General features: G+C 71.2%; 10 protein-coding genes, 1 pseudogene and 1 riboswitch. Of the genes and pseudogenes, 8 read left to right on the top strand and 3 right to left on the bottom strand.

All coding sequences use genetic code 11. The annotated features are described in order from the left end of the window. The first annotated feature begins 34 nt into the window (after window positions 1-34). Together ACZ5XS_RS16565 and ACZ5XS_RS16560 are read left to right on the top strand one after the other, a co-directional pair. Complete coding sequence (locus tag ACZ5XS_RS16565) at window positions 35-679, top strand: helix-turn-helix domain-containing protein (RefSeq protein ID WP_468651822.1); 645 nt, start codon at window positions 35-37, stop codon at window positions 677-679. Beyond that, window positions 676-798, top strand: coding sequence for a DUF6126 family protein (locus tag ACZ5XS_RS16560; protein WP_329335324.1), 123 nt, complete (start codon window positions 676-678; stop codon window positions 796-798). Before ACZ5XS_RS16565 ends, ACZ5XS_RS16560 begins: the two co-directional genes overlap by 4 nt. Before the next feature lie 4 nt (window positions 799-802). Here ACZ5XS_RS16560 and ACZ5XS_RS16555 read toward each other — a convergent pair whose 3' ends face one another. Next, window positions 803-1600 (bottom strand): tyrosine-protein phosphatase, encoded by a 798-nt coding sequence (locus tag ACZ5XS_RS16555; protein ID WP_468651820.1) that lies wholly within the window; start codon window positions 1598-1600, stop codon window positions 803-805. Between the two features lie 181 nt (window positions 1601-1781). On the opposite strand from ACZ5XS_RS16555, the gene ACZ5XS_RS16550 reads away from it, so the two are divergent. From ACZ5XS_RS16550 to ACZ5XS_RS16535, 4 genes are all read left to right on the top strand, one after another. Beyond that, complete coding sequence (locus ACZ5XS_RS16550) at window positions 1782-3854, top strand: alpha-galactosidase (protein ID WP_468651818.1); 2073 nt, start codon at window positions 1782-1784, stop codon at window positions 3852-3854. 307 nt (window positions 3855-4161) lie between these two features. Then, window positions 4162-4321: riboswitch (cyclic di-AMP (ydaO/yuaA leader) on the top strand. A gap of 2 nt (window positions 4322-4323) precedes the next feature. Then, window positions 4324-5337, top strand: coding sequence for a M23 family metallopeptidase (locus ACZ5XS_RS16545; protein WP_468651815.1), 1014 nt, complete (start codon window positions 4324-4326; stop codon window positions 5335-5337). A 273-nt stretch (window positions 5338-5610) separates the two neighbouring features. After that, window positions 5611-6327, top strand: a complete 717-nt coding sequence (locus ACZ5XS_RS16540; protein WP_468651814.1) for a DUF6250 domain-containing protein — start codon at window positions 5611-5613, stop codon at window positions 6325-6327. Window positions 6328-6472: 145 nt separating this feature from the next. Then, the gene (locus ACZ5XS_RS16535) at window positions 6473-7258 is read left to right on the top strand and encodes an SGNH/GDSL hydrolase family protein (RefSeq protein WP_468652064.1); all 786 of its coding nucleotides are present in this window, start codon (window positions 6473-6475) and stop codon (window positions 7256-7258) included. A 165-nt stretch (window positions 7259-7423) separates the two neighbouring features. Here the strand turns inward: ACZ5XS_RS16535 and ACZ5XS_RS16530 are convergent, their stop codons facing one another. Together ACZ5XS_RS16530 and ACZ5XS_RS16525 are read right to left on the bottom strand one after the other, a co-directional pair. Next, window positions 7424-8035 (bottom strand): TetR/AcrR family transcriptional regulator, encoded by a 612-nt coding sequence (locus ACZ5XS_RS16530; RefSeq protein WP_468651812.1) that lies wholly within the window; start codon window positions 8033-8035, stop codon window positions 7424-7426. A gap of 124 nt (window positions 8036-8159) precedes the next feature. Then, the gene (locus ACZ5XS_RS16525) at window positions 8160-9338 is read right to left on the bottom strand and encodes a glutamate dehydrogenase (protein WP_468651810.1); all 1179 of its coding nucleotides are present in this window, start codon (window positions 9336-9338) and stop codon (window positions 8160-8162) included. Window positions 9339-9499: 161 nt separating this feature from the next. Here ACZ5XS_RS16525 and ACZ5XS_RS16520 point away from each other — a divergent pair, with 161 nt between their 5' ends. Together ACZ5XS_RS16520 and ACZ5XS_RS16515 are read left to right on the top strand one after the other, a co-directional pair. Beyond that, window positions 9500-10765 (top strand): MBL fold metallo-hydrolase, encoded by a 1266-nt coding sequence (locus tag ACZ5XS_RS16520; protein ID WP_468651808.1) that lies wholly within the window; start codon window positions 9500-9502, stop codon window positions 10763-10765. Between the two features lie 191 nt (window positions 10766-10956). Continuing rightward, a pseudogene (locus ACZ5XS_RS16515) lies at window positions 10957-12483 on the top strand (diguanylate cyclase domain-containing protein); the annotation flags it as partial. Window positions 12484-12754 lie beyond the last annotated feature (271 nt).

Raw genomic sequence — 12754 nt, 5'->3', positions numbered from 1 at the left:
GCCACAGAGGCAAGGTTCCGGCTGAATGGAGCGCATGAGCTCTCTCGAGTCCGAGCCCGCCACCGAGGCACCCGGGCCGCCCGGCCCCGCGGCCGAGGCGGTCCCTCTGGTGGCACCGCAGTTGCGTGCCCTGCGCCGACGGGCCTCCCTCACCCTGGAGGCGGCGGCCCGCGCCGCCGGGCTGTCGCCCGCCCACCTCTCCCGGCTGGAGACCGGCCAGCGCCAGCCCTCGCTGCCGATGCTGCTGGGCCTCGCCCGTATCTACGGTACGACGGTCTCGGAACTGCTCGGCGAGACGGTCGCCGACCGGGACGCCGTCGTGCGCGCCGCCGACATGGAGCCGACCGCGGCGGGCGGCTGGACCTACTGGCCGGCCGGCGCACCCGGCCGTGGCATGCAGGCCCTGCGGGTCCGCGTGCCCTACGGCTCCCAGGGCGACATCGTGCGCGTGCACCCCGGCGAGGAGTGGCTGTACGTGCTCGAGGGGCGGCTGCGGCTGCGCCTCGGTGACACCACGCACCTGCTCGCGGCGGGCGACAGCGCGCACTTCGACTCGCTGACACCGCACCGCATCGTCGCCGAGGACCGCGGCGGCGTGGAGCTCCTGTTCGTCCACACCCTGCTGCAGAGCCCCACGGCCGCGCTGTGCCTGGGCCCCGTCATCGGAGACATGCCATGAGCAACATGGAGGAGAAGTTCCCCCGCGCCCTGTGGGTGCGCCTGATCATCTACCTGGCGGTGGGGCACCTGTTCGCGGCCTTCATCTACCTGCTGTTCGCCCTGGGGGCCAAGCAGTGAGCGGTCAGTCGAGCAGCCGCTCCCGCAGCCGCTCCCGGATCTCGGGCGTGACCCCGAGCCCCTGCTCCAGGTATGGCTCGACGCCGCCCCAGGTCTCCTCGATGGTGTCGAAGGCCGTCGCCAGATACTCGGCACGCGCGTCGAACAGAGGGCTGAGCAGTTCCATGACCTCGGGGGAGTAGGCCGAGGCGGCGCTGCTGCTGCGGCGCACCTTGTAGCGGCGGTGCCTGGCGTTCGACTTCAGGTAGTCGGCGACGATCGCCTCCCGCTCCACACCCAGGGCGAGCAGCGTCACCGCTATCGACAGCCCGGCGCGGTCCTTGCCCGCAGCGCAGTGCATCAGCACCGGGACGCCGTCCTCGGCGAGCGAACGCAGCACCCGGGAGTGCTCGCCCGTGCGCTCCTTGATGAGCATCCGGTACGACGCGATCATCCGCTGCGCGCCCCTGTCGTCGGAGAGCAGCTCGCGCAGCTGGTCGAGGTCGCCGTCGCGAACCATCTTCCAGAACTCCGCGCCGTCCGCCGGGTCGCTCAGCGGAAGGTTCACATTGCGCACGCCCGGCAGCTCGACGTCGGGACCCTCGAACTTCTGGTCCGCGGCATTGCGGAAGTCGAAGATCGTGTGCAGCCCCAGGGATGCAAGGAACGCGGAGTCCTCCTCGGTCGCGTGCGCGAGGTGACCGCTGCGGAACAGCACGCCGTGCCTGACGCGCCGTCCGTCCACCGTCGGCAGCCCGCCCACGTCCCGGAAGTTGCGCACTGCTGCCAGCTGCGGTTCTGTCGACGGGACCTGCTGCGTCACGAAAGCTCCTCCCACTCCGTCCCGCCGACGCGGCTCGGCGACGGGCACCCACTCGACGATACGACATGGGTTCCTGAGGCAATGAGTTGTCCACAGGCGTTGCACCGAGGGCGCACGGACCTTGATGATGTTGCTGCTTGAGCGCACCTGTTCGGGCCTGTTCGAATCTGTGAGGGACTGCATGCTGGAGATCGCCGAGAACGGCCGCACATGGCTCCTGTCCGGGCCGACCAGCAGTTACGCCGTCCACCTCACGGCCGACGACGAGCTCCTGCACCTGCACTGGGGACCACGGATCGCCCTCGCCGACGCCGAGGCGCTCGCCGTACGTCCACTGCCGGACTACTGGCCCTTCGAGTCCCCGCTCGACGGCCGCGAGGAGTACCCCGTCGAGGGCGGCCCCCGCTTCGTCCGGCCCGCCCTGTCGGTGCGCACGGAGGAGGGGCGCGGCACCGAGTGGTCCTTCGAGGCGTACGAGCGTGCCGAGGAGGACGAGCTGCGGCTGCGGTTCCGCGACGGCGGGCTGGCGATCACGCTGCATTACCGGATGCGCCACGACGTCGTCGAGCGCTGGGTGACCCTGGACAACGACGGGCCGGCCCGGGAGCTCCTGCGCGCCGACTCCGCAGTGTGGACCCTGCCCGACCGCGACGGCTGGCGCCTGTCCCAGCTGCACGGCCGCTGGGCCGCGGAGTCCCGGCTCGTACGCTCCCCCCTGACCTACGGTGAGAAGGTCATCGGCAGCCGCCGTGGCCACACCGGACACCAGCACCTGCCCTGGGTGGCGCTCGACACCGACGCGACCGAGGAGCGCGGCGAGGTCTACGGCTGCGCCCTCGGCTGGTCCGGGTCCTGGCGGATCGCCGTGGCCCAACTCCCGGACGCGCGTGTGCAGATCACCGGCGGGGCCGGATACGACGACTCCGGCCTGCTGCGGCTGGCGGCGGGGGAGTCCTTCACGACGCCCGTCTTCGCCGGCCTGTTCAGCGACGGCGGCTTCGGCGGGGCGAGCCGCGCCTGGCACGCCTACCAGCGCGCGTATGTGATCCCGGACGCGGACCAGGACCGGCCGGTGCTGTTCAACTCCTGGGAGGCCACGGAGTTCGACATCTCCGAGGAGCAGCAGGGAGTGCTGGCGCGGCGGGCCGCGGCGATGGGCGTCGAGCTGTTCGTCGTCGACGACGGCTGGTTCGGGGCCCGCACCAGCGACCGCGCCGGGCTCGGCGACTGGCAGCCCAACCCCGACCGCTTCCCCGGCGGTCTCAAGCCGCTCGGCGACTACGTCCACGCCCTCGGTATGCAGTTCGGCATCTGGGTCGAGCCGGAGATGGTCAACCCGGACAGCGAGCTGTACCGGGCCCACCCGGACTGGGTGCAGTACCAGCCGGGACGAAAGCGGACGGAACTGCGCAATCAACTCGTCCTGAACCTCGCGCGCGAGGACGTCCAGGAATACCTCTGGGGGCAGCTCCACGAGCTCCTCTCCAGTGCCCCGATCGACTACGTGAAGTGGGACTTCAACCGCTGCTTCACCGACGCGGGCTGGCCCGGCGAGCCCGATCCGCAGCGCCTGTGGGTCGACCACGTGCACGCGCTGTACCGCCTGTTGGACCGGCTGCGGGCCGCCCACCCGGGCGTCGCCTTCGAGTCCTGCTCGGGCGGCGGCGGCCGCATCGACCTCGGTGTGATGAGCCGTACGGACCAGGTGTGGACCTCGGACAACACCGACCCGCTCGACCGGCTCGCCATCCAGCACGGCTTCAGCCAGATCCACCCCGCCCGGGTCATGGCCGCCTGGGTCACCGACAGCCCCAACACCCAGCTCAACGGCCGGGTCAGCTCGTTGCGTTTCCGCTTCGTGAGTGCCATGGCCGGGGTGCTCGGTGTCGGCGGAGACCTCGCCGAGTGGACCGAGGAGGAGCTCGCCGAGGCCCGTGACTGGGTGGATCTCTACAAGGAGATCCGCCCGCTCGTGCAGCGCGGCGACCTCCACCGGCTGCGGCCCCCGGAGGGCGGGCTGAGTGCGGTGCAGTACGTGCTGGGCGACGAGGCCGTCGTCCTGGCCTGGCTCCAGGCCCAGCGCCACGGCGAGCCCGTACCGGCGCTGCGCCTGCGAGGCCTCGACCCGTCGGCATCGTATGAATGCCGCGAAACGGGCGAAGTTCACCGAGGAGCCGTACTGCTGCATCACGGACTGCGGACAGGGCTGCGCGGTGACCTCGATGCGATGGTTCTCCGCCTCCGTCGCATCTAGGGCTTTCTGCCCGAATTGGCGCCTTCATTCCAACTCCATCTGGAATTAAGGCGCCTGGGGAGGCCGCACGTGAGGAGCGTCATATTCGTGACCGTGCGTCGCCCGTCATGTTCACGTAATCAACATGGTTCACAAGGGTGTTTGGTCAAAAGGCCAGTCCCCATTGCACTCAGTGTGACGGGGAATTCTCTCGGGTGACCAACAGAAACGCATTCAAACGCAACCACTTACTTGTCCCTTTGCGTCTTGGTCGCTTACGTTCACCTCCGATCCGGACGGACGCCCAATCCTGCCGCCGCCCGGAGCCCGCACACAATCACCCGTACACGGCAGGAGCGGGGGACCCACAGGTAGAACCGCCTGTTCCGGTCTCCGGAACGGCTAGGGGTTAAGTCGTACTTCGGTACGGCCGGGCATCTCCAGTCCGCACCCGACAGCTCACCTCGCAGGCGCCGGAGAGGAATTCGCCATGCCCGCGAAGGGTAAGCACCGCCGACCGAAGTCCCAGCGCTTCACTCGCTCCATCGCCGCCGCCGGAACGGGCGGCGCCGCACTTGCCCTCCCGCTTCTCGGGGCCACCGGCGCACACGCCGCCACTGCGCAGTCCGTCTCGGAAAAGGCCGTTGAGTCGTCCGTTCCGGCCACCGTGACAAAGGTGGCCGAAAAGGCGGCGGCCGAAAAGAAGGCCTCTGCGCAGACCGCGGGCACGAAGACGTACTCCGTGCAGACCGGTGACTATCTCGCGAAGATCGCGGACGAGCAGGATGTCAGCGGTGGCTGGAAGAAGCTCTACGCCGACAACCGTGAGGCCGTCGGCGACGATCCGTCGCTGATCCACCCCGGTCTGAAGCTCGCGATCGGCAAGAAGGCCACGACGAGCACGCCCAAGTCGACGGATCCCTCGGGCTCTTCGTCCTCTTCGTCGAAGTCCTCGAAGTCCTCGAAGTCCTCGAAGTCGTCGACTTCGGCTTCGTCGTCCGATTCGTCGGATTCGACCGCGTCGTCGAAGTCCTCTTCCTCCTCGGCGAAGACCGAGTCGGCCGCCCAGAGCGCCGACACCGCCGCCGCCCCCAGCGGCTTCAGCACCCCGGTGAGCGGTGCCGGCGTCGGCACCGCCTACCGCACGGCGGGCAGCATGTGGTCCAGCGGCTACCACACCGGCGTCGACTTCGTCGTCCCGACCGGCACCTCTTTGAAGGCGGTCGGCGCGGGCACCGTCGTCTCCGCGGGCTGGGGCGGCGCGTACGGCAACCAGGTCGTCGTCAGGCTCGCCGACGGCTACTACGCCCAGTACGCCCACCTGTCCTCGCTCTCCGTCTCCAGCGGCCAGTCGGTGACCGCCGGCCAGCAGCTCGGCCTCTCCGGCGCGACCGGCAACGTGACCGGCCCGCACCTGCACTTCGAGATCCGCACCACGCCGGACTACGGCTCGGACGTGGACCCGGTCGCCTACCTCCGCTCGAAGGGTGTCGCCGTCGGCTGACGCTCTTCTTCCGGCGCCCTGAGGGTGCCCCGCACGCCACCGAAGGCCGGACCCCGATCCCCGGGTCCGGCCTTCGGTGTGTCCGGCCTTCGGCGTGTCCGCCCTTCCTTGCCTTCCTTGCTCATGATCACTTCGTTGCGGTCTTGTGGCAGGGGTGCCCGGAGCGTCGACAGTGAGGGGAGTGAGAGGACACAGTGAACTCCGCAGCGGTGCAAGCGCTTTCTCCGTCTGTGCCGAAGTCCTCGATCACCCTCCCGGAAGGAGCAGCCTCCCGTGACGACCACGCGAAGAGCCTTCGGAGCTCTCACCGCGGGCGCCGCCCTGGCGGCCCTCGCCCCCGCGACCGACGCGAGCGCCACGCCTCGTCAACGCCGGCTGATCGCCCACGACGACTTCCGCCGCGGGCTCGGCCAGTGGGCGGTGGAACTCGAGAAGGGCGGCACCGTCACCGCCGCCCGCGGGATCCTGGAGGTCGACGTGCCCGCCGGCGCGACGGTCTGGTTCACGAAGCGGCTCGAAGGGCCGTACGTCCTGGAGTACACCGCCACGCCGGTGTCGGCGGGCGGGGTCAACGACCGGGTCTCCGACCTCAACAACTTCTGGAACGCCGTCGACGTCCGTTCCCCCGACGACCTCTTCGCCGTCCGGCGGGGCGGGGCGCTCGCGGAGTACGACTTCCTCAAGACGTACTACGCCGGCTACGGAGCCAACACCAACACCACGACCAGGCTGCGCCGCTACGTCGGAGAGGCGGGCGTCCGGCCGCTCGTGTTCGACTACTCCGAGCCGCTGCTCGTGCCCAACGAGCCGAACCGGGTCCGGATCGTCTCCGACGGTTCGCGCGTGAGGTGGTGGAACAACGGGCGGCTCGTCTTCGACTACAGCGATCCGGAGCCCTACACGAGCGGGCACTTCGCCTTCCGGACCACCTGGAGCCATTTCCGGATCAGCGGGTTCCGGGTATGGCGGTTGCCCACGCAACAGCGGTGAGAGCAGGGCTATTCCTGCTTTGACCAATCCTTGAAGAGTGGCTTATCTCACCGCCCGTCAACCCATTCCTACGGTCGCGTAGCTCACATCCCAAGGGGAATCATGGGCCGACGTGGCAGACGATTCGAAGAGTGACAACAGATCAGTGATCGGGTCGTACGTGGCGGTGGGGGACAGCTTCACCGAGGGCGTCGGCGACCCCGGCCCCGACGGGTCGTTCGTCGGCTGGGCCGACCGGTTCGCGGTCCTGCTCGCGGACCGGCGGCCCGAGGGCGACTTCAGGTACGCGAACCTCGCGGTCCGCGGGAAACTGCTCGACCAGGTGGTGGAGGACCAGCTTCCGCAGGCCCTCGAAGTGGCCCCGGACCTGGTCTCCTTCTGTGCCGGCGGCAACGACATCCTGCGGCCCGGCACCGACCCCGACGAGGTCGCCGAGCGTTTCGAGCGGGCGGTGGTCCAGCTCACCGCCGTCGCGGGCACGGTGATGGTGACGACCGGGTTCGACACCCGTGGCGTGCCCGTCCTCAAGCATCTGCGCGGCAAGATCGCGACCTACAACGGACATGTGCGGGCCATCGCCGACCGCCACGGCTGTCCGGTGCTCGACCTGTGGTCCCTGAAGACCATTCAGGACCGGCGGGCCTGGGACGGTGACCGGCTCCACCTGTCGGCGGACGGGCACACGCGCGTGGCGCTGCGCGCGGGGCAGGTCCTCGGCCTGGAGATCCCGGCCGACCCGGACCAGCCCTGGCCGCCGCTGCCGCCGCGCGGCACGCTCGAGGTCCGGCGGGACAACGTGCACTGGGCGCGCGAGTACCTGGTGCCGTGGATCGGCCGCCGGCTGCGCGGGGAGTCCTCCGGCGACCACGTGATCGCCAAGGGCCGACTGTCGCCGGACGACATCAAGACGCGGATCGCTTCGGTGGCGTGAGGGCGTGAGGGCGTGAGCCTGTGCGTGAGGGCTTGAGGGCTTGAGGGCTTGAGGGCTTGAGGGTGACCGGTGCGGCCGGCGTGCGGGGGCGCGGCCGGGCGCTCGGCTCATGCGGCCGCGGCGCGCCGGGGCGTGGTGGCCCACGCGGGCGGGGGCGTCGGTGCCCTACATCGTCAACGCCTCCCGGGCCAGCCCCAGTTCCCGGGCCAGCGCCTCGTCCACCCACTCCTGCGCCCGTGACCGCGAGACCGCGCCCGAGTACGACGTGAGCTGTACGGCGAGCCCGTCCAGCAGGGCCGTGAGGCGCAGGGCCGTGCCGCCCGGGTCGGGGCAGTGGAACTCACCCGCTGCCACGCCCTCGGCGATCACCTCGGCGAGGGCGGCCTTCCACCGCCGGTCGAGGTCACGGGTGACGTCCTGGAGCGCGGGCTCGCGCAGCGCGGCCGCCCAGCCCTCGATCCACAGCCGCCAGCCCTTGGCCGGGCCGGTCGGGGCGTACCAGCGCACCGCCGCCCGCAGCCGGCGCAGCGCCGTGGTGCGACGGCCCAGCAGCTTGCGCAGGCGGCCGAGGTCGTCCTCGGCCGCGTACGTGAACGCCGCGGCGACCAGCTTCTCCTTCGTGGAGAAGTGATAGAGCACCAGTGCGTTGCTCACGCCGAGCGCCGAGGCCACGTCGGCGATCCTTACCGCCGCCACGCCCCGCACCTCGATCTGCTCGATCGCGGCCCGCAACAGCTCCGCGCGCCGCTCCGCCACGCTCAACCGCACTCTCGCCACGCGGTCACCCTAATCCGTGGTGCCGTGGCGCGCCGGGGCGGAGGTCGTTTCCCGGCCGGGACGTCCATGGCCGGTCATGCCCCCCCCTGACAGGACCGCTCGCGCCGGGGAACGGGGGCCGCGCCTACCGGTACCACGCGAACCGTTCGGCGATCACCGGCAGGCGGTCCGCGACGATGGCGTGCGCTGCCGCCCGCGGGCTCGTTCCGTCCCGTTCCGCGCGGGTCAGCATCTGCTCGACCAGGGCGCGCATCGAGCGACGCGTGTGGGCGAAGGCCGCGTCCGCGCCGGCGTCGATGTCGCCGAACAGCGTCCACCACCACCAGGCGTTCGTCGCGGAGTTCACGACCACGTCCGGCAGGACGGTCACCCCGCGCGCGGACAGCAGCTCCTCCGCCTCGGGGAGGACCGGCATGTTGGCCGCCTCAATGATCCACCGGGCCGTGATCCGCTCCTGGTTCGTGGTGTCGACGGCGTACGAGACGGCCGCGGGCACCAGCACCTGTGCGCCCGCCGACAGCCAGGCGTCACCCGGCAGTTCGCGGTCGTCGGGGCGCAGCGCGGACCGGTCCACCGTGCCGTGGGCGTCCCGCGCCGCGAGCAGCGCCTCGACGTCGAGTCCCGCCGGGTTGGCGATCGTGCCCTTGATGTCGGCGACGGCCACGACGGTGAGCCCCGCGCGCGTGAGGAAGCGCGCGGTGGCCCCGCCCATGGTGCCCAGACCCTGCACGGCGACCCGCGTACCCGCGTAGGCCACACCGGCCCGGTCCAGGGCCGTCAGCGCCGACTCCGCGACCCCGCAGCCGCCGACCAGCTCGTCGAGCCCGATGCCGTCGACCTCCACCGCGAAGGCGTCCGCGAGCCGCCGCCGGGCCGTGACCTCGTCGTCGAGCAGCGGATACACCGCCTGGATCGAAGAGACGAGCCCCGCTTCCGAGGCCGCCCGGTCCACCAGGTCCTGGCTGAGGCCGAGGTCCTCGCCGGTGGTCCACAGGCTCTCGACGTACGGCCGCACGGCGCGCAGGTAGCGCACCAGGAGCTCGTACGCCCCCGGTTCCCGGGGGTCGCAGTCGATGCCGCCCTTGGCGCCGCCGAGGGGGATGTAGCGGCCGTCGGGGTTGTAGTGCAGCGCCTCCTTCATGGTCATGCCGCGGGCCAGCTGGGCGACCTCGTCCAGCGTGCATCCCGCACGCATGCGCAGCCCGCCGCTGGAGACGCCGCGCACCAGCCGGTCGACCACCAGGTATCCCTGACGACCGGTGAGGTGGTCGGTCCAGGTGAGCGACATGAGGGGGGCGGTCATGCGGTCTCCTCCAACTGAACGGTGAGTCAGTATTCAGACGTTGGCCGTGTCCTGTCAATGCAAGGAATGTGGTCAGCAGGGAAGGGATCACGCGGTAACTCGGTTGTCAGAGGGGGCGACCATAATGGAACGCCTCACCGACTCCACCCTGGAGGTACACCGTGACCGGTTTCCGTTCCCCGAGCACCGGGCTTCGCGCGCTGCGGCCCGCTGCCTTCGGTGCGGACCCGAGCGGTGAGCGCCTGGCGCGCATCCGCAGATCGCCCCACTTCAAGGACGGGGTGTTCCAGAATCCCGGGGGCACCACCAGCACCCGGCCCTCAGGCTCGTCGATGGAGCTCGCGAAGACCTTCTTCGACAAGGACGGGCGGAGCCGGCGGGCCCCGAAGGGCACGGTTCCGGTGCACGCCACCACGCTCGCCGACATCGCCGAGCCCCCGGCCACCGGGCTGCGGCTGACCTGGATGGGGCACTCCAGCGTGCTCGCCGAGATCGACGGGCACCGGGTGCTCTTCGACCCCGTCTGGGGCGAGCGCTGCTCCCCGTTCGCCTTCGCCGGCCCCAAGCGGCTGCATCCGGTGCCCCTGCCGCTGGCGGCGCTCGGACCGGTCGACGTCGTCGTGATCTCGCACGACCACTACGACCACCTGGACATGCCCACCATCAAGGCGCTGGCCGGCACGGACACGCTGTTCGCCGTGCCGCTCGGTGTCGGCGCCCACCTGGAGCACTGGGGGGTGTCCGCCGACCGGCTGCGCGAACTGGACTGGCACGAGGCGACGAAGGTGGGCGGTCTCACCCTGACGGCCACGCCGGCCCGTCACTTCTGCGGCCGCGGCCTGCGCAACACCCAGCACACGCTGTGGGCCTCCTGGGTCGTCGCCGGGGACGAGCACCGCATCTACCACAGCGGCGACACGGGGTACTTCGACGGCTTCCAGGACATCGGCGCCGAGCACGGCCCCTTCGACGCCACGATGATCCAGATCGGTGCGTACAGCGAGTTCTGGCCGGACATCCACATGACCCCCGAGGAGGGCGTGCGTGCCCACCTCGACCTCCAGGGCGGACAGCCGCACGGCGTGCTGCTGCCGATCCACTGGGCCACCTTCAACCTCGCCACGCACGCGTGGACCGATCCCGGCGAGGGCACCGTCTCCGCCGCCCGCACGGCGAAGGCCCCGATCGCCCTGCCCCGGCCAGGCGAGCCCTTCGAGCCCACGGCCGCGACCGTGCCGGCCGAACCGTGGTGGCGAGGGGTGGCCCTGACCCCCGCGGGCGGGTGGCCGGCTTCCGACGTGCCGGCCGCGGCGGCGATCAAGACCTCGGCCGACTCGGCGGCCCGGGCGCAGGCCGACAGGGCCGGTGACGCGCCGGAGGGCAAGGGCGAGGCCAGTGGCGAGCCGGAGCCCGTCCCGGCGGGCTGAGGTTCGGGACGGGCGGCCGGGTCCTGTGGAGGGCGCCTCGGCGGCGCGCCCTCCACAGGATCCCCGCCGGACAGGCCCCGGTCCCTGCTGGTGGGCGCGTCGACCTCCTATCCTGAATTCCCAGGGGGAGTCCGGAGTTGGGGGCGCACATGGTGGCGGAGGATGCTCCGGTCGGTGGGTCGTACCTGCCGATGGGGACGGAGAGCGAGCCGTACGTCCGGCTGGCGAGTCTGCGGCGGTTGCATCGGACCATGGCCGACGTCAACACCGCGCGGAGCCTCGCGGACACGCTGCAGACGGTCGCCGACGGAGCTGTCGAGGCCCTGGGGTACGAGCTGGGCAGTGTGCATCTCGTGGGCCCCGACGGTGACGTCGTCGTCGCGGCGGTCGCCGGGGGCGGTGCGAGGGAGGCGGATCGGGCCGGACTCGTGGTCTCCCGCGAGTCCTGGGATCGACGGCTGGAAGCGGGCGAGGAGTGGGGCGACCTGCGCTTCGTGCCGTACACCGAAGGCCGGGCGTTCGGGGACCACGACCTGCCGGGCCACCCCGACGAACCGGTGACGAGCTCCGCGGACGAGTGGCACCCCGGCGACCGGCTCTTCGCGCCGATGTTCACGCCGGGTCAGCCCGGCGGCGGATGTGGTGAGCTGATCGGCGTGGTGTCCGTGGACCGGCCGCGCAACGGCCGCCGTCCGGGCGCGTGGGGGCGCGAGGCGCTTCAGATGTACGCCTTCCAGTCGGCCATCGCGATCAGCAACGCCCGTCTGCGCGGCAACATGCAGCGTGCACTGGTCAGGCTCGAAAGGGAGCAGCAGGCCCTGCGCGCCAGCGAGGAAAGCTTCCGGCAGGCCTTCGAGTACGCCCCTTCCGGCATGGTCGTCGCGGAGATGGGCGGCGACCAGCACGGCCGGATCCTGCGCACCAACGACGCCCTGTGCCGGCTGCTGGGCCGCCCCGCCTCCGCGATGCGCCGCTACTCCTTCTCCGACCTCGTCCACCCCGAGGACATGGGCACCCTGCTGCGCACCTCCGCCGAGGGCGGCCGGGCGGAACTCCGGCTCGGCCGCCGCGACGGCACGTACATCTGGGTCCACCTGCGCAACTCCGTCGTCGCCGACGCTGTCGACGGCCCCCGCTTCCTCCTCACGCACGTCGAGGACATCGAGGAACGCAAGCGCCGCGAGATCCAGCTCGTCCACCGTGCCTCGCACGACACGCTCACCGGCCTGCCGAACTCCGCGGAACTCCGGACACGGCTCTCAGAGCGGCTCTGCGCCGACCCCGCGGGCCGGGCAGAGGAACAGCACGTCCACACGGTGGATCCCGACGGCCAGGAGGACGGCCATGCGAGGGGCCTAGCCGTGATCTTCTGCGATCTCGACGGAATGCAGTCGGTCAACGAGCGATTCGGGTACGACATCGGCGACCTGGTCCTCGTCGAGGTCGGCCGGCGACTGGCAGACGCCGTGCGGGACGGGGACACCGTCGCCCGGTTCGGGGGCGACGAGTTCGTCCTGCTGGCCGACGGACTCGGCCCCGAGGAGTGCCGGGAGCTGACACAGACCCTCAGGGCGGCCGTCACCGCCCCGATGCGGATCGACGGGCGCGTCGTGCGCGTGGGAGCCAGTTTCGGCAACGCCTGGGCCGCGTGCGGAACGTCCGTCAAGGACGTGCTGAACACCGCCGACATGCGCATGTACGACGACAAGAGATCCCGCGCGACGGTCGACGCGGAGGAGGAGACGCGCCCTGCCGTCGTGTCGGAACACAGGGTTGCCGGAACGCTTCCCGAACGTCCTGTCACGCCCTGGGTCCCCCAACGGCCCGTCGTGCAGCGGAAGATCGTCCGGACGTGGCCCACCGACGGGACGCCCGCCGCCCCGGCTGCCGAGACGGTCGAGGTGCGGTCCGGCCGGGAACTCGTCCGGCTCGCGGACACCGCGCACGTCCACCACGTCGTCTGCCGGGGCGACATCGCCGACCTGAGCC

Source organism: Streptomyces sp. NPDC033131 (genome assembly GCF_055578365.1).
Note: the sequence above shows the minus strand (reverse complement) of the source record. Positions and strands in the feature narration are given on the sequence as shown.